Genomic DNA, 16,625 nt, shown 5'->3' on the forward strand with positions numbered 1-16,625 from the left:
GGGCTGCCCTGATGGCATCCGGGCCTGCCCGCACACGCTATCCGGCTCAGCTTTCTGCTTGCGCATTCGCCATTTGGGTATCCGGTTTCTCTATATCCAGGCTTTGCACGGCAATAACGGCCTGGGTTCGGGTGCGGACACCCAGCTTGCGGAAAATAGCCGTAACGTGGGCCTTGATGGTGGCTTCGCTGACTTCAAGGTCGTAGGCAATCTGCTTGTTCAGCATCCCTTCGGCCATCATGGTCAGTACCCGAAATTGCTGCGGTGTCAGGCTGGCCAGACGCTCGGCAATATCCAGTGCATTCTGGTTCGGGTGGTGTTGGTGACGGCGGGCAATATCGGGCAAATACAATTCCCCTTCCAGCACTTTACGAATCGCCACGGCAATATCTTCCAGCGGTGAGGATTTGGCAATGTATCCGGATGCCTGATGATCCAGCGCCTGACACATAATGGCGGGATCTTCACAAGCCGACACCACAATGACGGGAATTTCAGGGTAATGGGAACGCAAAAACACTAATCCGGAATAGCCATGGGCACCGGGCATTTGCAGATCGAGCAAAATCAGATCAGCATCCGAGTTCTGCTCAACAACACGCTGCAGCTCCGGTAATGAGTCGGCCTGGGGGATGGTGGCATCGGGTACCAGCTGTTTGACAGCCTGGTGCATCGCGGTGCGGAATAAAGGATGGTCATCGGCAATAATGATTTTTTGGGCAAGCTGCATGGATCCTCCTGAGCGAACAGCGCTTGCTGTTCGGTGATGCCTCCGGCGGGACGGTCAGGCCGGATCATCTTAAACGGGCTGGAAAGCCAACAAAAAACAACGCCGATTACAGAATTAACTGTAATCGGCGTGTTTGAGTCTGATCGATCAGCGTCTTCGAATCAATATATTCAAATCAACGCCTGTTAATCTAATCAGCGATTTTTACGCTCTTCAATCAGACTATCGACCACGGTCGGATCCGCCAGAGTAGATACATCTCCCAGAGCATCGTGCTCATTGGCTGCAATCTTGCGCAAGATACGACGCATGATTTTGCCGGAACGGGTTTTTGGCAGTCCTGGGGTAATCTGGATCAGATCCGGTGTTGCTACCGGCCCAATCTCGGTACGAACCCATTTACGCAGCTCCTGTACCAGCTCTTCGCTGCCTTCTTCCCCTGCATTCAGGGTGACATAAACATAGATACCCTGACCCTTGATGTCGTGTGGGTAGCCAACCACTGCGGCTTCCGCCACTTTCGGGTGAGCAACCAGTGAGCTTTCCACTTCTGCTGTACCCATGCGGTGGCCAGACACGTTGATAACGTCATCAACCCGACCGGTAATCCAGTAGTAACCATCTTCGTCACGACGGGCACCGTCACCGGTGAAGTACATGCCACGGAAGGTGGAGAAGTAGGTTTGCACAAAACGATCGTGATCACCAAAGACGGAACGTGATTGACCCGGCCAGCTGTCCACCATCACCAGATTACCTTCTGTAGCACCATCCAGAATCATGCCTGAGTTATCCACCAGCGCTGGCTGGACACCAAAGAACGGACGAGTAGCCGAACCCGGTTTTAATGCTGTGGCACCTGGCAGCGGGGTGATCATGATGCCGCCCGTTTCGGTTTGCCACCAGGTATCAACGATCGGGCATTTGTCTTCACCGACAGTTTTGTTGTACCAGTCCCAGGCTTCCGGGTTGATTGGTTCACCCACAGACCCCAGCAAACGCAACGAGCTACGTGAGGTGCCTTCAACAGCAGCCGTGCCTTCAGCCATCAGCGAGCGAATGGCCGTTGGTGCGGTGTAAAGGATATTGACCTGATGCTTGTCGACAATCTGGCTCCAGCGATTGATCGCCGGGTAATTCGGCACCCCTTCTGAAATCAGGGTGATGCCACCATTCAGCAACGGGCCGTAAATCAGGTAGGTGTGACCAGTAATCCAGCCAACATCGGCGGTACACCAGTAAACGTCACCATCATGATAATCAAATACATATTGGTGGGTAATCGATGCCCACACCATATAACCACCGGTTGAGTGCACCACCCCTTTGGGCTTGCCAGTAGAACCGGAGGTATACAGGATAAACAGTGGATCTTCAGAATCCATTGCTTCTGCCGGGCAGTTGGGAGACGCCAGTGCCACCAGGTCGTGATACCAGACATCGCGATGTGGATGCCATTCAACATCAGCACCGGTACGCTTGACGACAATCACTTTTTCCAGCGATTTGATCGCTGGGTTGGTCAATGCTTCATCCACGTTGGCTTTCAGGGCAACGGTACGACCCGCCCGTACGCCTTCGTCAGAGGTAATAACCAGCTTGGTGTTGGAATCCTCGATCCGGCCTGCCAGAGCTTCCGGAGAGAAACCACCAAAGACCACGGAGTGAATGGCACCGATCCGGGTACACGCCAGCATGGCAACCGCAGCTTCAGGAATCATCGGCATATAAATGCAGACCACATCACCACGATGAATGCCCTGGCCACGCAAGGCATTGGCAAAGCGAGACACTTCTTCGTGTAACTCTTTATAGGTAATGGTTTTGCTTTCATCCGGGTTGTCGCCTTCCCAGATAATGGCGGTCTGATCGCCACGGGTTTCCAGATGGCGGTCAAGACAGTTGTAGGCCATGTTGGTGGCACCGTCTTCAAACCAGCGGATGTCGACGTTGTGATCGTCGAAAGATACATTGCGAACCTTGGTAAATGGGCGCATCCAGTCGATACGTTCCATTGCTTGCTCACGCCAGAACCCTTCCGGGTTGATGACGGATTGCTGATACATTTGCAGGTATTTGTCGTTATCGATCCAGGCTGAATCAGCAAACTCCGGCTTGACCGGATAAACTTTCTGGTCGCTCATGGCGTACTCCCCTATTTTATTTATTTTATATGATCGCGAATTCCGTGTAGCCGAGGCGGCGATACAAACTGCTGACCCATATTGGTCATAGGTGGGTAGGCAAAAAATTAGACAATGGTCTATTCGAGCTAATCCGGATTATTTCTCAATCAGGATTGAACATTATGGGCCATCCTCAAACCACGTATTTCCCCGTAATAAGTGAGCTGGGTACACTTTCCGACCATACATTGTCTTCTGTCCGGTAGCGGAATTGCATACCACAACCACTCGCTCTTGCCCCGTTCCCAACAACACACCATACACACTCAAACCCTTGCAGTGTGTGGATTTGTACCAGTCTGAACATCACGAAACCGCGTATCAATAACGGTTTAGAAAATATGATCCTGAGCATAACACCACTAAAAACATAAGTTACATCAGCCATTTAGCCGATTTAGTCGGCTATAGGTAGTTATACCAGTGTCGCTTTAGCGGTACGACTTTTGGCTAATTTTATCCTCATAGGGGACTAACCATAGTGGCTGCGCAGAACAATGATAATTACAAAAGGAGAGCGAGCACATGCGCAAAATCTCACTGATCTTGTTGGCTACGGCAACCCTGCCGATGGCGGTACAAGCTGCAAACACAGAATTCAGCTACGGCGGCTACATCAAAGTAGATGCCATGATGTCCAACTACTCTGAAGGTGAAATCACTTCGACCAGCAGTGGTCGCGATTTTTATGTTCCTTCATCAATCCCAACCGGTACTGCTGGCAACGACAGCAGCGCCTTTGATATGGGTGCGCAAACATCTCGCATTAACTTCAAAACCGTTACTACCCTCAACTCTGGCGAAAAAGTCACTACCTTTGTTGAAATGGACTTTCTGACCGGAACAGGCAACGAGGTGGTATCCAACTCCAACTCACCACGTCTGCGTCATGCTTTCTTCAAGCACGGCAACTACACCTTTGGTCAGACTTGGACAACCTTCATGAACACCGGAGCATTGCTGGAAACCGTCGACTTCCTCGGCGTCAGTGATGGTACTGTTTTTGCCCGTCAGGCCCAGATCCGCTATACCAATGGCGGCCTGCAACTGGCACTGGAAAATCCGGCAACCACTGTAAACGGTGTTGGTAATACAGATGATTCCGCTCTGCCAGACCTGGTGGCTCGCTATAACTTCAAAGCGGGTAATGCCGATCTGTCGGTGGCGGGTATCGCCCGTAACCTGTCATACAAGGACGAAGCCAATAACATTGATGAATCCATCATGCGCTTCGGTATGAACGTTTCCGGTAAACTGATGGTTGGCAAGGATGATCTGAAGTTCAGCATCACCAAGGGTCACGTTGCCCGCTACGTTGGCCTGGCCATGTCCAGCGATGCAACTCTGACCAATAAAGGTGATCTGGTTGGTAATGACGTAACAGCCGCATTTGTTGGTTATCGCCACCACTGGAATGACAGCTTTCGCAGCACCGTTGGTTACAGCATGGTCTCTGCTGACAATCATGCCGATGCGGGAGACAGTGTGAACAAGTCTTCCAAAAGCATGCGTGCCAACGTGATGTGGAGCCCAGCTGAGAAAATGACTTACGGTGTTGAGCTGAGTAAAGCCACACTGGAAAAAGAAAGCGGTGTTGATGGTGATATGACGCGTGCGCAGTTTACTGCCAAATACGCCTTCTGATTTATCCTTTCGATCGACAAACAACCCGACGTTATGTCGGGTTTTTTGTCGCTGCCATTATGATATCCGCACGTATAATCCGATACTGGCAGCACTTTTTATTCTTGGCCTGATCAGCCCAAATTGCTAATGAATAGCTATTCATCATATCTGGGACAATCACTGCGCAAACCGTTACGTCATGATGGTTATTAGCGGTTGTTTTACCGATCTCACCGCCTTTCGCTTGAGCCTTTCGCTTCAGTATTCCCTTGCTATTCCAGTACTTGAACAAGTGCTTGAGTGCTTGTTTTTTAAACAAAAGCTTCTTTTGATTCTTTCGTTTTTGTATAGTTCTGTCACATTCAGTCCGCAGGAAGCCTTACATGAATCGACAATTATCCAACCCGTTGTGCCGAACTCTGATTCTTGCTGCGATAACAGCCGTATCCACGCCAGCAATAGCAGAATATGAAAACCGCTCTTTCAGTGTGTTTGGTGCTGCTGGTATGCAATACATCAACTATAGCGAAGAGTTGAACGACTATTACGGCGTTGATATGAAGTCGTCTTTCGAAGCCGTCAATTTTGTCCAGCGTTCCGGTGGTTACACTGCCGTTAATGAAAAACTGGGGTTTTCGATTATCTCCGCCTCAACCCTGCTGAGCTTTGAAAACGACGAAGACTGGGAAATGCAAGGGCAAAATGGTTACGTCCAGCACAATACCACCTCGCTGAGCTTTCAGACCCTGGACATGATGATGTCGTATCATTTCCAGAATGGCTGGTATACATCCGCCGGCATGCACTACCAGAAGACAGCGTTTTCGCGCTTTGACTGGAGTACAGGTTCGGCCAACGATGCCTACAACAGTACGATCGAAAACTCGATTCGCGATAATCCGGCCATGATGGAAGTGGTACAACAGTACATCGATCAGGTCGATTCGATCACCAGCGAAGACGAGTATTTTGCGGCCATCAAGAACGAGCCGGAAGCCAACCAGACGGTTGTATTTGAGGATGCCAGTAATTTTGGTGTCATGGTGGGCATTGCTTACGACAGCTACTTCATGAACCAGTCCAGTGGTATGCGTTATCAGTTCTCACTGGAAGTGGGCACACCGGTCTACGAAAAAATCCTTAACAGCAGCCATAGCGGCTCTCTAGACCGCACCTTTGGTGGTGGCCTGGATGTCACTGGCAAGCTGGGCATCGGCTACCAGTTCAGCCGCAAACTGAGCACCATGCTGCTCTTTACCGGGCTGTACAGTCATCGCGACAAACTGCAGGAATGGTCCAACGCCCTGGATTCAGTCACGCTGCCAGAAAATACCCTGTATGCGGCGGCGTCCTATCTATCGCTGGGCTGGAACTTCAAATAACCGGATAACCCACCGCTCCGACAGGGCTAAACCCCGGTCGGCGGTGACGGTTCCACAGACGCTTTTCCATAAGCAGACCAGCTGGTAATACGATGATCGATCACCGGTACCCCTACGGTGAAATGATATAACACCTGTTGCTGGTCGTTTTGCAGCCCCAACAGGTTGTGCACCATATCGTCGTAATAGCAACCGATACCGGTACCTCGCAGTCCCGCCGCTTCGGCTTCCAGATATAACACCTGTCCTATGGCACCGGCCTGCCAGTATAGATGGCGATAGCGCCATGGCTCCGCCTCCATGCCGTCACAATCGGCCAGCATCGCCAGACTGAAGGCACTCTCCCCGGCAATGGCCTGCTGACAGCTGAGGCGCATGGCGGTACGTCGGGTACCAGCCGCCAGCAGCCGATAAAACGGCAGATGTTCCGGAGCTGACTCCACCGGCTGCCACTGGAATTCTGCCCGTAACGACGCCTGCATATCAGTCAATGACCGACCGGTATCACGTTGCAGGCAGTACAAGCCAGAGGGCAAGCCTTCAACCTTGTGCACAAACAGCATCAGCTGGATACCATGGCTGAGTGGCAAGGTATGCCACGGGCTGTAATCCGATCGTGGCAGGCAATGATCCAACAAGGTATAGAAATCCGCCAACGCCATGCCTCCGGCAGCATCAAATGCCTGCGCCGAACGACGCTGTCGAATCAGCCGGGCCGCCGGTTGCCGGGCTTCAGAACCGCTGGCGATGGCAGGTGCTGGCCAGTCCGCCGCGGCCAAACGTGTGGTTGCCGAGGCTGGACTGGTGGCTGGAATACGAGCAGCTGCGGCCACTTCGTCAATAACCGGCCACTGATACATATGCCGGGGGTCGAGCACATTGGCCCTGCCCATCCACTCTTTCTGCTGCCCCAGCCAGGCGATGATTTGTTCTGCTTCTTCTGCTGACGCGCTATCAGGATGCCTGTTGGCCAGTAGATTCAATAAACAATCCGGATGCTCGGCTTCTGCCATTGAACCATCGGCTTGCTGCAGATCCTGTGGGCGATCCAGCCCCAGCAAGCTGGCCAGTGTTGAGTCCGCCAGCGCCACCGGCCGGATCTGGTGCTGATGCCAGCCCAGTGTGGATGCCGCAAAACTGACCGCAGCCAATGCATGCCCCACATCAAGCTGACAATAACGATAAGCCCGCTCGCCATACTTCCAAGCTTCCCGCCAATGTACGGAACTCAAGCCAAGGTACAGCAAGGGTTCCGGACTTTCCTCCTCCAGGCCCAACGGACAACGCAACTCCAGTGCGTGTTGATCCGGCCGATAGTGATACACCCCGTCTTCCAACCCCGCCATCGAGCGCACCAACAGATAACACTCGGTCGGGTGCAGGTTCCCACTGGATGGATTCACCCGTAGTGACCACTTGGCATTGCCAAATTGTTTCCAGGCCGACAAGGCCAATGACAGCTCCAGCAATAACCCCAGCTGTGCCAGATCCGGAATCACAACCGCTTCGGACGATTGCCCGACCGACGGCTGCCACAGCTGCTCCCAACGGCGTGCATCCGGCCGGGCCATCAGGTCGGTAGCCCCCAAAGGCAAGGGAACCAGACGAGCACCGTCATAACGGCGGAACGGGTTCGGCTGGGCATCCCAATCGAGGCTTTCCGGCCCGGCAGCGTAAGCATCCGGCAAGTGTCGGGTACGTTGGTGGTATTCCCGGATTGGCATACGGCCTCACTCAATAGGGTTAATGGGCGATAGGGTTAATGGGTAACTGGCGGTTCCGCGCTGATTTCGTCTGGAAAACAGGTCACCAGATGAAATGGATTGCCTGCTTCATCAGGAAAACACACCAGCAGCATCTCCTGCTCCGGGTTTTCTTCCAGATGCCCGGTGTTGATCAGCATGCCCATGGTGCCGGGTTCGGCAAAGACATGGCTTTCCGGTGCACTCGGCACAGAGCCATCATTGATGATGGTAACGGTGGCGAAAACAGCATCGCCTTTTTGCCATTGTGTCATGTCGCAACTCCTGTCGTTGTTGGTTTTGTCGTGTCGTATTAACGACAATCACCACAGTATCGGTCGGTTACAAACGTCGGCCATAACCGGTGCCGGATAAGGTTTTCCCTTGAAAACAGCGGGTTGTCACAACGTGAACATGACAACGGGTCGTCACTGCTTTCTCTGGAATACCCTATGCAGAGCAAAAGCTTTGCCATGCCCTTGCCACAGAGGAGTTGCTTTATGCCTGTTTCACTGGAACCTGTTACCCTCCAGCCTGCCACGATCAGCTGGATGATCGAGCACGGCTTTGATCCTCAGCGTCCTGACAGACCAGCTCGCTACAATGATACGCCGCTGATTCTGGCCAGCCGCCAGGGGCGTCTGGATGTGGTCGCCGACCTTGCTATCGTCGGCGAACCTGCCATGGCGCTGAATCACCGCAATATGGATGGCACCAACGCGTTGTGGGCTGCCGTGGTCGCCAATGACTATGCCATCGCTGATTTATTGGTCACTCTGGGCATCGATATCGATAACCTCAATGACAACGGTGCCAGCGTCCTGATGTATGCTGCGTCCAGCGGCAAAGCTTCCTGGGTGGCCTGGCTGCTCGAAAAAGGGGCCGATACCCAGGCTGCAACACTCGACGGTTTTACCGCCCTCGATCTGGCCAGTAATATTGACTGCCTGCGGTTGCTCAAGCCTTCCCGGACACGCGCAGCAGAAGCCTGAAACCTGACCGGCCGGTCAACCACAAAACCTGACTGGTATCGATGGAGAGTAATTTTTAAATGGATATTTCCAGTGAAGACCTCACCGCCGTTTGGTTGACGATCAAACTTGCCGTCCTGGTGACCGCGATTCTTTTACTGATCGCCACTCCTATTGCCTGGTGGCTGGCCCATACCCGCCACCCATTACGCGGCCCCGTCAGTGCGCTGGTGGCGTTGCCACTGGTCTTGCCGCCCAGCGTGCTGGGGTTTTATCTGCTATTGACCATGGGGCCGCACGGCCTGATTGGTCAACTGACCCAAAGCCTGGGACTGGGAACCTTGCCGTTTACCTTTGCCGGTCTGGTGGTGGCATCGGTGTTTTATTCCCTGCCTTTTGTTGTACAACCAATACAAAACGCGCTGGAAGCCCTGGGCGAGCGCCCGCGGGAAGCCGCCGCCACTCTGGGGGCCGGGCCATGGGATACCTTCTTCCATGTGATCTTGCCTCTTGCGCGTCCCGGTTTTTACACCGCTGCCGTATTGGGTTTTGCGCATACGATTGGCGAATTTGGTGTGGTACTGATGATCGGCGGTAATATTCCCGGTGTCACCCAGGTTATTTCTGTGCAGATTTATAATCATGTCGAAGCGCTGGAGTATGGCCGCGCCCACACCCTGGCTGGCGGTATGGTGGTGTTTTCCTTTGTAGTGCTACTGCTGTTATACGGATTTCGTCGCGATCAGGGAGCCAAACCACTGCTATGAATACTGTTACCAAACAAGAGTCTGCAGCAACCCAGGTCCAGGATGACCTGCGAGTACGCTGTCATTTGCAGCGCCCGGATTTTACTCTGGATGTTGACCTGACCCTTCCGGGCCGGGGAGTCAGTGTGCTGTTTGGCCATTCCGGCTCAGGCAAAACCACGCTGTTACGCTATATCGCCGGGCTTGAACGAGCCAATGGCACTTTGCTGTTTAAAGACCAATGCTGGCAAGACGAACAGCATTTTGTACCGACCTTTCAACGGGCACTGGCCTATGTCTTCCAGGAATCCAGCTTGTTTGACCACCTCACCGCGGCCGGTAATCTGCAGTTTGCGATCAAGCGTGCTCGCGGCAAGGTCGACAAGGAGGATTTTGAACAGGCGATTGATTTGCTCGGTATCCACCACACCCTGAAGCGTTACCCTCACCAGCTTTCGGGCGGCGAACGCCAGCGGGTGGCCATTGCCCGCGCCTTACTCAGCAAACCACGTTTGTTACTGATGGATGAACCTCTGGCATCTCTGGATGAACGCCGCAAACAAGAGATCTTGCCCTGGCTTGAACGCCTGAAAACCCATCTGGATGTACCGATTGTGTACGTCACTCATTCCCCGGCAGAAGTCGCCCGGCTGGCCGATTATCTGGTGGCACTCAAGGATGGACGGGTGATTGCCAGCGGCACCTTGAATGACACCCTCACCCAAATCAATTCGCCGCTCCAGCAGGGGGAAGAAGCCAGCGTGGTACTGCAGGGTCATATCCGCGAGCGTGACCGCCACTGGCAATTGGTGCGTATCGGTTTTGCCCACCCGGAACACAGCCAGGATGATGACGGCTCTATCTGGATCAGTGATCCGGAGGTTGGCAATCTCCCCCCGGATGGATCGACAGCCAGTGCCAGCGACAACACCGGCTCCCATGCCGACGATCTTGACCAGCCAGTGCGGGTACGGATTCTGGCCAGTGACGTCAGCCTGTCCCTGAGCCGCCATGATGACACCAGTATCGTCAACGCCCTGCCCTGCATTGTCGAAGCCATCAGTGACGATGAACACCATTCTCTGGCGCTGGTACGGGTCAAGGTGGGAGAAACTCTGCTGCTGTCACGCATGACACGACGTTCGGTGATGCACCTGGCGCTGACGCCCGGCAAAACGCTGTGGGCACAGGTAAAATCTGCAGCGCTGGTGTAAATTGCGGCAGCTGGATTGACGCTGGCGATAGCTGCCTGGCGTCAGTCCCTGCAACGCGATTCAGTCACTTTCACCCCATAGATATTCGTCGATTTCTTTCATCAGGTAAGCATTATCTTGCAGATTGGCCGCCAGCGCTTCTGCTTCCTCACGGCTGTAACCATGCAGGTTAAAACTGGTGGTGCCGGCCGTATCGCCATCGTAAAACAAGTGCACAAGAAGCAACCAATTGTCGGTTAGTCGGGTTGGTCGCAGCTCAACCGCTGCACGTAACTTGCCTTCCAGCTGCAGCAGATAATGGCTGCTGCTATCCAGGGCCTCAGCATTTACCGGTATATCCTTTGTCATAGCGGACTCCTTTTCAGGTACTCCACCAGTGCCGCATCCATGGTGCTGACGTGCAAATCAAACCAGCCGGGCAATTGCTCCAGCGCATAGGCGCGACCAAAGCGCACCCGCCCTGCTTCAACACGGGCACGGAAGTTGGTCATCTCGCCCAGCACCCGGTTATGCTCGCCCCGATGTTCGGCGCTGGCAGGATAACCGGATTGCATCATCAGGCTGTTTTCACGCTCAAAATGCTCGGCCAAGTGATCGGTCAGCTGGCCAAACTGCTGAATAAATGCAGCGCCGGAAGCGGCTTTCAGTTGTGCCAGTCGCTCGGTAAATTGCTGATGGTCGGCATCAATATCAGCGTGACCAAGCATTAACTGGGGAGTGGTTGGGTCAGTGGTCATTAACTATCATCATCCGCAAGGCTGAGAGCCATTTGATACACCACGCTACCACCCACTTCATCTCGTGGGTCCAGTAGCAATAATTTTGTCAGCACCTGTTCAGCCAGTTCGATATGCCCCGCCCGCAACGACACAAAACCCAGGGCTTTCAGGCTGTACAGGTACAAGCGCACCGGACCATGAATGCCCGTACCTGGCAGCTGGTCAAACGGTGGCGAGTCCGGACTTAATAAACGCCAGTCGGGCTGAAAACCCGCTTGTTGCGCGGCCCGCTGTAAAACCTGTCCAATCAGTTGCCGGGCAGCATCCAGACAGTTGGCATAGGCATACATTTTGTAGAGTGCGATTTGTACTTCCAGCTGATCCGGCAGATGCTCGGCAACCTGTTGCAACAGTCGTTCGGCCCGGTGCCAGTCACGGGCAATATCAATCGGTTCACGCAAAAGCCGCTGCACCTCCAGCGAGATCAGACCATCAGGACTCAAGGGGGCATCGTTAAACAGTTCTCGTACCAGCATGGTCAGTCGGACTCCCGAGTCAGGCGGCATTTACCGAAGTACTGGATTGGCGGGCAAGGGTTTCGGGCAGCAGTCCCTGCTGCCGAATCCAGCGTTTGAAGGCTTTCATCACTGGTCGTGTCAGCCGGGTTTCTGCCAACAAGCGCCGCTCGTAAACGGCCAGAGTCAGTGACGGGTCCAGCTCTGCCAACGATTCATCCGGCAATTCGGCTGCCTGGGATTGCACTCTGGCCCGATACAGACACTGGCGAGCGCGTACGATCAGCGCGTGCGTATCACCCCCCAGCAACTCGCCGGGCTGGTGTTTGACGGCATCGTAAAGCCAGCTCATTCGCACTTTTTCATGTCGGGGCATTTTGCATTTACCATCCAGTACCTTAAGCATCACGGTGGTGGCGCAATCCACTTGCTCTGGGGTCAAGGGGTGATTGATCACCCAGACGCGGACCTGTGCCTCGACGGTCAGCTCGGCAGACAAGGTTGGGTCAGTCAACATGGCTATGGCTCCCTTTTGACGGTGGTTGGCTGCTGTGCCAGACAGCGATCGCGATATTCGTGCAATGATTCTTCGATCCCCAGATACGCATAGTCAGAGACCGGCTCGACCCCAACAGCACGAAGCTTGTCGGCTGGGCCGTCACCCACACGAGCCACCAGCACGGCGTCGCAGTCCTTGATCGTGGTCAGGATATCGGCCATGGCGGCATGATCCGCGCTATGGCCGTGGCAATACAGTCCAACGTCTCGCTGCTCCTGCCGCTCAATCCCTGCCTGGCTCAATTGATAGATAATAAAGTGACGGGCGTGACCAAAGTGCTGATTGATCGAGATATCATCCTTGCTGGCAACCGCTACGCGCCAGCTGGATGATGCTACCGGCCCAGTCCCAGGCACAGATATCGACTCAGACACGAACGTTTAACCGCGCCGCAGCCGCTTCCCGGACTTCACTGTCGTCGTCATCCAGAACCGGGGTCAGGGCATCCAGCGGAGCATTGGCCACCGCTTCCAGTCGCACGGTCCAGTCCGGGTCATCAAGCAGCACCACGACGTCCGGCCCCTGTAGCCGGGACGCAACAATACGGCGTACTTCCGGTTCCGGGTCGTAAGCCATCATGACCAGACTTTCTTCCGGCAGGCGTTTCGCCACCATCTTGCGCACCTGGCGGTCTTCATCTCGCATAAAGCGGAACAGTCGTCCTTCCGGCAGGCGTTGAACGACATAGGCTCGCACCAGGTAATCACGATCAACCGCCATTTTTTCCAGCTGTTCCAGCGGCAAGCGATCGGCCACGGTAATACGCACTTCCCGGTCTTCGTCGTTCATCAGGGCGTGCAGTTGCTCTCGCGGCAGACGATAGGCAACGGCTCGGCGCACCGCTTCATCAGAATCCGTCACCAGTTGGTTCAGGTCGTCCAGCGGCGCATATCGAACCGCGATGGCGCGCCGCTCCCAAAAGGCATCGGCGAGGTAATGCCGTGCCAGCTCTGGGTTAAAACGTAAGAAACGATCCATTTGCCGACCGCTATCTACCGCAATACAGGCATCTCCCGGGATGCAGCGCCCTGCCAGTAGCAGATTGGCGCGATAGCGACAACGGCGACAGTCACCAATGGGAGTGAGATTCTCGGTATCGGAATTCATGCTGGCTCCGCTAGTCGTCAATAATTTCGGCAAATACGATCCCGGAAGCGACTTCAACATCCCGCGTCAGGGTCGAGCAATGATCACGGGAATCGACCAGAAACACGTTGAATCCCGGCCTTTCCAGGTAGGGAAACGGGTAGTTGATATCGTCATCGAAGCACCAGGTAAAGTGCATGCCCTTGTACTGTTCACGCAGCTCGAGCAGCGTTTTTTCACTCAAACCCTGCTGTTCGACATAGTCAAAAATCGCTTGCAGTTGATGGCGGTTACTCATGATGAACTCTCCTGCTGTCTGGCCCAGGTCGCCCGTGCGGACGCTTCCATAATTTTTAACAACCAGGGTGGTGGCGTTTGATCCAGCACCCGTTGAAACTCAGCCATCATGGCTGTGGCAGCCCGAGGTGTACCGGATTTGACCGGGTGCAAACCAGCATTCACAACCTTGGCGCTGGCAAGGCCGCCAATGGTCAGTGCACATAACACATGGCAATCCCGGATCAGATTGGCTCTGGCGCTGTGCTTGTCACCCTTGTATTGCTCAACCAGCACTCTCGGGGCTGGTACTTCACGAACATCAATCAGACGAACTTCCAGTGCCGATACCTGATAAACCAGAAAACGTTCACAGGTGCCAAACGGGCCATCGACACGATCACCACGATTGGAGGCACAGGCAATACGCACAGATCCTGGCATATCACCTTCCTGATAAGGCTGTGGTGAGGGCACCGACTGGCGCATATCCACACCTTGACCACGTAACAGCGCAATCACTTGGCGCAGAGTGTCATCGTCGACCGGTTTTAATGCGCCTCGACCAGCCTGGCGCAGGCGATTCAGACGCAAGCGTCCAAGCCGTTGTGGCGTCAGCGGCAACCCTACCGCCCGGATCAGGATATCCATCCATTCAGCCAGAGCGATATCGGGCAACAACCGCGATGCCATCCCAATCCGCAGCGCGACGTGGTCGGTTAACCCTGACGCCGCGGCCACCTCAAGCCTCCGCGCCGCGTTTTGCCCGGACGGTCAGAGGCAAGTCCGGTTTACCTGGCAAGGTAGCTATGATGTAGCTGGAGCCATCGCCCAGGGTCAGTTCCCCTCCCCAGGCATCGGCGGAATCAAATTCGATAGTGGTAATAATATCTTCCTGGTCTTTCTTCGGGACATACAGGGTCAGTTCACCCTTGTCGTTTTCGCGCAGCATGATATTGGGCATGGGAGTCATCCTAGGTATTGTCATTCATGAGTTCAGCCACTGTTTATCGATCTGCATGCGCTGATAAATCTCCTTACAGAGCACGCCATGCGCGATTCAGTGTGACCAGAAGGTACATTGAGGCATCCGTTACAACTGGAGATCCAGCTGGCGGAAACCAGAAAACCACGAGTGCCAAAGGCAACTCGCGGTTTCAACAACTGACCATCAGCGACCAGCGACAGGGCAACCCCGCGCAGGTCCAGCGGTAACACCCCACTAACAGGTGTTACTGCAACCGACTGGCGATTATCTGACCAGGTCGTAGTTATAATCAGTTGTTTGCATGCCACGAGTGTCGTCATCCAGACGTTCCAGCACAGAGTTAACCAGTGTGGTCAGAATCTGCATGGCACCTTCATAGCCGAGGGTAGTTTGGCGATGCAGGTGGTGACGGTCGAAGATCGGGAAGCCGATACGGATCAGCGGTACTTCGAACTCTTTGCCTTTGTAAAGCGTGTCACGCTGGATGAACTTGCCGTAGCTGTTACCAATCATGAAATCTGGCTTGTTGGTGAATACCAGTGAGCGCATATGCCACAAATCCTTACCGACATGAACTTCACAGTCAGCACCTTGTGGGTAATTGGCCAGCATGGCGTCCATCATTTTTTTCCAACGCTTGTTACCGTTGTTGGCGAGAATATGAGTTGGTTCACAGCCCAGTTCCAACAGGAAGTGAGTCATGCCTTCGACATAATCCGGATCACCCCACAAGGCAAATTTCTTGCCGTGCAACCAGGTGTGTGAATCCGTCATCATATCGACCAGACGACCCCGTTCTTTTTCCAGAGAGGCGGCAATCGGCTTGCCGGTGATTTCGCTGACTTTCATCAGGAATTCGTCGGTCCAGCCCAGACCCATCGGGATCTTCAACGCAGGTACGGCATGCTTCCAGGTGTTCTTGACGTACTTGGTGGTTTTGGTCAGCTGGTTAGGCTGCAACATGATGGTGTTCAGCGCGTTAGGCGCATCTTTCACTTCATCCTGAGTGGTGCCACCAGCGTACATGCGGAACTGGCCATCAGCCGGGGTATCCAGTACTTCATCCGGATCAGACAGCAGGGTGAAATCGACATCCATCTCTTTCATCATGCGTTTGATAACGCGGTAGTTACCCAGATAGGTTTCAAAGCCTGGTACCAGGTTCAACTTGCCGTTGCTACCCACTACCTTGTCTTCCATGTAGTTCAGGGTGAAGTAGCGGGCGATACCTTCAAACATATTGTCCCAACCAGTCACATGCGAACCCACAAACGATGGCGTATGTGCGAATGGTGTTGGGTACTCCTGCGGCACGTGTCCTTCTTTTTTGGAGTTATTGATAAAGGCGTTAAGGTCATCACCAATAACTTCTGCCATGCAGGTGGTTGACACGGCAATCATGTCTGGCTTGTAAGTTGCCTTACAGTTTTCCAGACCGTCTTTCATGTTTTGCTGGCCACCAAATACTGCGGCGTCTTCTGTCATTGAGTCAGAAACACAAGCCACTGGCTCTTTGAAGTGACGGTTGAAGTAGGTACGGAAGTACGCCACACAACCCTGGGAACCGTGTACGTAAGGCATGGTTTTTTCAAAACCCAGGGCACACAGAACAGCTCCCAGTGGCTGACAAGCCTTGGCCGGGTTGACGGTCAGGGCTTCACGCTGGAAGTTCAGCTCCTTGTACTCTTCAGAGGTGGTCCACATGAAGGTTTCGTCAATTTTTTCCTGACTGTGGGCTTCTTCGAAACTGGCTTTCTTGTTGCTCAGTGACTCTTTGTAATCATCATCACGGAACAGCGGATAGCTTGGTTTAATGTTGTCTACTGACTGGCTCATAAGAGTCCTCCTCTCCCGCGCCACTAATCTGTGGTCTGGCGGGTAAATG

19 protein-coding genes are annotated in these 16,625 nt (G+C 53.9%); 5 read left to right on the forward strand and 14 right to left on the reverse strand.

Annotated features, from left to right (window positions below; all coding sequences use genetic code 11):
* Positions 1 to 46: 46 nt before the first annotated feature.
* Together Q8W22_RS04570 and acs are read right to left on the reverse strand one after the other, a co-directional pair.
* Positions 47 to 730: a response regulator transcription factor gene (locus Q8W22_RS04570; RefSeq protein WP_303432236.1), complete on the reverse strand. Its 684-nt coding sequence runs from the start codon at positions 728 to 730 to the stop codon at positions 47 to 49.
* A gap of 194 nt (positions 731 to 924) precedes the next feature.
* Positions 925 to 2,874 (reverse strand): acetate--CoA ligase, encoded by a 1,950-nt coding sequence (gene acs / locus Q8W22_RS04575; protein WP_303432238.1) that lies wholly within the window; start codon positions 2,872 to 2,874, stop codon positions 925 to 927.
* 567 nt (positions 2,875 to 3,441) lie between these two features.
* Here acs and Q8W22_RS04580 point away from each other — a divergent pair.
* Both Q8W22_RS04580 and Q8W22_RS04585 read left to right on the forward strand, forming a co-directional pair.
* Complete coding sequence (locus Q8W22_RS04580) at positions 3,442 to 4,560, forward strand: DcaP family trimeric outer membrane transporter (protein ID WP_303432239.1); 1,119 nt, start codon at positions 3,442 to 3,444, stop codon at positions 4,558 to 4,560.
* A gap of 365 nt (positions 4,561 to 4,925) precedes the next feature.
* Entirely contained in the window at positions 4,926 to 5,924 is a 999-nt protein-coding gene (locus tag Q8W22_RS04585) for a hypothetical protein (protein WP_303432241.1), read from the forward strand.
* Between the two features lie 26 nt (positions 5,925 to 5,950).
* Here Q8W22_RS04585 and Q8W22_RS04590 read toward each other — a convergent pair whose 3' ends face one another.
* The gene (locus Q8W22_RS04590; RefSeq protein ID WP_305451720.1) at positions 5,951 to 7,648 is read right to left on the reverse strand and encodes a SagB/ThcOx family dehydrogenase; all 1,698 of its coding nucleotides are present in this window, start codon (positions 7,646 to 7,648) and stop codon (positions 5,951 to 5,953) included.
* A 35-nt stretch (positions 7,649 to 7,683) separates the two neighbouring features.
* The gene (locus tag Q8W22_RS04595; RefSeq protein WP_303432244.1) at positions 7,684 to 7,941 is read right to left on the reverse strand and encodes a nitrogen fixation protein NifZ; all 258 of its coding nucleotides are present in this window, start codon (positions 7,939 to 7,941) and stop codon (positions 7,684 to 7,686) included.
* A 225-nt stretch (positions 7,942 to 8,166) separates the two neighbouring features.
* Here Q8W22_RS04595 and Q8W22_RS04600 point away from each other — a divergent pair, with 225 nt between their 5' ends.
* The 3 genes from Q8W22_RS04600 to modC are packed head-to-tail and all read left to right on the forward strand — an operon-like array spanning position 8,167 to position 10,597.
* On the forward strand, positions 8,167 to 8,658 hold the full coding sequence (locus Q8W22_RS04600) for an ankyrin repeat domain-containing protein (protein ID WP_303432245.1): 492 nt from the start codon (positions 8,167 to 8,169) through the stop codon (positions 8,656 to 8,658).
* A gap of 59 nt (positions 8,659 to 8,717) precedes the next feature.
* Positions 8,718 to 9,404: a molybdate ABC transporter permease subunit gene (modB, locus tag Q8W22_RS04605; protein WP_305414471.1), complete on the forward strand. Its 687-nt coding sequence runs from the start codon at positions 8,718 to 8,720 to the stop codon at positions 9,402 to 9,404.
* Complete coding sequence (gene modC / locus Q8W22_RS04610; RefSeq protein ID WP_305451721.1) at positions 9,401 to 10,597, forward strand: molybdenum ABC transporter ATP-binding protein; 1,197 nt, start codon at positions 9,401 to 9,403, stop codon at positions 10,595 to 10,597. Before modB ends, modC begins: the two co-directional genes overlap by 4 nt.
* Before the next feature lie 60 nt (positions 10,598 to 10,657).
* Here the strand turns inward: modC and Q8W22_RS04615 are convergent, their stop codons facing one another.
* From Q8W22_RS04615 to nifK, 10 genes are all read right to left on the reverse strand, one after another.
* Positions 10,658 to 10,945 (reverse strand): hypothetical protein, encoded by a 288-nt coding sequence (locus Q8W22_RS04615; protein WP_305451722.1) that lies wholly within the window; start codon positions 10,943 to 10,945, stop codon positions 10,658 to 10,660.
* Entirely contained in the window at positions 10,942 to 11,334 is a 393-nt protein-coding gene (locus Q8W22_RS04620) for a bacteriohemerythrin (RefSeq protein WP_303432252.1), read from the reverse strand. Before Q8W22_RS04620 ends, Q8W22_RS04615 begins: the two co-directional genes overlap by 4 nt.
* The gene (locus Q8W22_RS04625) at positions 11,334 to 11,852 is read right to left on the reverse strand and encodes a hypothetical protein (RefSeq protein ID WP_303432253.1); all 519 of its coding nucleotides are present in this window, start codon (positions 11,850 to 11,852) and stop codon (positions 11,334 to 11,336) included. Before Q8W22_RS04625 ends, Q8W22_RS04620 begins: the two co-directional genes overlap by 1 nt.
* A gap of 19 nt (positions 11,853 to 11,871) precedes the next feature.
* Positions 11,872 to 12,348: a hypothetical protein gene (locus tag Q8W22_RS04630; protein ID WP_305451723.1), complete on the reverse strand. Its 477-nt coding sequence runs from the start codon at positions 12,346 to 12,348 to the stop codon at positions 11,872 to 11,874.
* 2 nt (positions 12,349 to 12,350) lie between these two features.
* Positions 12,351 to 12,764, reverse strand: coding sequence for a NifB/NifX family molybdenum-iron cluster-binding protein (locus tag Q8W22_RS04635; RefSeq protein WP_303432256.1), 414 nt, complete (start codon positions 12,762 to 12,764; stop codon positions 12,351 to 12,353).
* Positions 12,757 to 13,497 carry a 4Fe4S-binding leucine-rich repeat protein gene (locus Q8W22_RS04640; RefSeq protein ID WP_303432258.1) on the reverse strand — a complete coding sequence of 247 codons (741 nt, stop codon included), beginning with the start codon at positions 13,495 to 13,497 and terminating at the stop codon, positions 12,757 to 12,759. Before Q8W22_RS04640 ends, Q8W22_RS04635 begins: the two co-directional genes overlap by 8 nt.
* Before the next feature lie 10 nt (positions 13,498 to 13,507).
* Positions 13,508 to 13,774, reverse strand: a complete 267-nt coding sequence (locus Q8W22_RS04645; RefSeq protein WP_303432259.1) for a hypothetical protein — start codon at positions 13,772 to 13,774, stop codon at positions 13,508 to 13,510.
* Positions 13,771 to 14,493, reverse strand: coding sequence for a dinitrogenase iron-molybdenum cofactor N-terminal domain-containing protein (locus Q8W22_RS04650; protein ID WP_303432260.1), 723 nt, complete (start codon positions 14,491 to 14,493; stop codon positions 13,771 to 13,773). Before Q8W22_RS04650 ends, Q8W22_RS04645 begins: the two co-directional genes overlap by 4 nt.
* Before the next feature lies 1 nt (position 14,494).
* A complete protein-coding gene (nifT, locus tag Q8W22_RS04655; protein WP_303432262.1) occupies positions 14,495 to 14,716 on the reverse strand; it encodes a putative nitrogen fixation protein NifT in 222 nt (73 codons plus the stop codon).
* Between the two features lie 288 nt (positions 14,717 to 15,004).
* Complete coding sequence (gene nifK, locus Q8W22_RS04660) at positions 15,005 to 16,576, reverse strand: nitrogenase molybdenum-iron protein subunit beta (RefSeq protein WP_303432264.1); 1,572 nt, start codon at positions 16,574 to 16,576, stop codon at positions 15,005 to 15,007.
* Positions 16,577 to 16,625 lie beyond the last annotated feature (49 nt).

This window comes from Oceanobacter sp. 1_MG-2023, from assembly GCF_030689025.1.
Classification (GTDB): Bacteria; Pseudomonadota; Gammaproteobacteria; order Pseudomonadales; family Oceanobacteraceae; genus Oceanobacter.

Excerpts from the sequence above, each read along its gene's own strand:
- Q8W22_RS04570 (WP_303432236.1), bottom strand. The coding sequence starts at position 730 with ATGCAGCTTGCCCAAAAAATCATTATTGCCGATGACCATCCTTTATTC.
- acs (WP_303432238.1), bottom strand. The coding sequence starts at position 2,874 with ATGAGCGACCAGAAAGTTTATCCGGTCAAGCCGGAGTTTGCTGATTCA.
- Q8W22_RS04580 (WP_303432239.1), top strand. The coding sequence starts at position 3,442 with ATGCGCAAAATCTCACTGATCTTGTTGGCTACGGCAACCCTGCCGATG.
- Q8W22_RS04585 (WP_303432241.1), top strand. The coding sequence starts at position 4,926 with ATGAATCGACAATTATCCAACCCGTTGTGCCGAACTCTGATTCTTGCT.
- Q8W22_RS04590 (WP_305451720.1), bottom strand. The coding sequence starts at position 7,648 with ATGCCAATCCGGGAATACCACCAACGTACCCGACACTTGCCGGATGCT.
- Q8W22_RS04595 (WP_303432244.1), bottom strand. The coding sequence starts at position 7,941 with ATGACACAATGGCAAAAAGGCGATGCTGTTTTCGCCACCGTTACCATC.
- Q8W22_RS04600 (WP_303432245.1), top strand. The coding sequence starts at position 8,167 with ATGCCTGTTTCACTGGAACCTGTTACCCTCCAGCCTGCCACGATCAGC.
- modB (WP_305414471.1), top strand. The coding sequence starts at position 8,718 with ATGGATATTTCCAGTGAAGACCTCACCGCCGTTTGGTTGACGATCAAA.
- modC (WP_305451721.1), top strand. The coding sequence starts at position 9,401 with ATGAATACTGTTACCAAACAAGAGTCTGCAGCAACCCAGGTCCAGGAT.
- Q8W22_RS04615 (WP_305451722.1), bottom strand. The coding sequence starts at position 10,945 with ATGACAAAGGATATACCGGTAAATGCTGAGGCCCTGGATAGCAGCAGC.
- Q8W22_RS04620 (WP_303432252.1), bottom strand. The coding sequence starts at position 11,334 with ATGACCACTGACCCAACCACTCCCCAGTTAATGCTTGGTCACGCTGAT.
- Q8W22_RS04625 (WP_303432253.1), bottom strand. The coding sequence starts at position 11,852 with ATGCTGGTACGAGAACTGTTTAACGATGCCCCCTTGAGTCCTGATGGT.
- Q8W22_RS04630 (WP_305451723.1), bottom strand. The coding sequence starts at position 12,348 with ATGTTGACTGACCCAACCTTGTCTGCCGAGCTGACCGTCGAGGCACAG.
- Q8W22_RS04640 (WP_303432258.1), bottom strand. The coding sequence starts at position 13,497 with ATGAATTCCGATACCGAGAATCTCACTCCCATTGGTGACTGTCGCCGT.
- Q8W22_RS04645 (WP_303432259.1), bottom strand. The coding sequence starts at position 13,774 with ATGAGTAACCGCCATCAACTGCAAGCGATTTTTGACTATGTCGAACAG.
- nifT (WP_303432262.1), bottom strand. The coding sequence starts at position 14,716 with ATGCCCAATATCATGCTGCGCGAAAACGACAAGGGTGAACTGACCCTG.
- nifK (WP_303432264.1), bottom strand. The coding sequence starts at position 16,576 with ATGAGCCAGTCAGTAGACAACATTAAACCAAGCTATCCGCTGTTCCGT.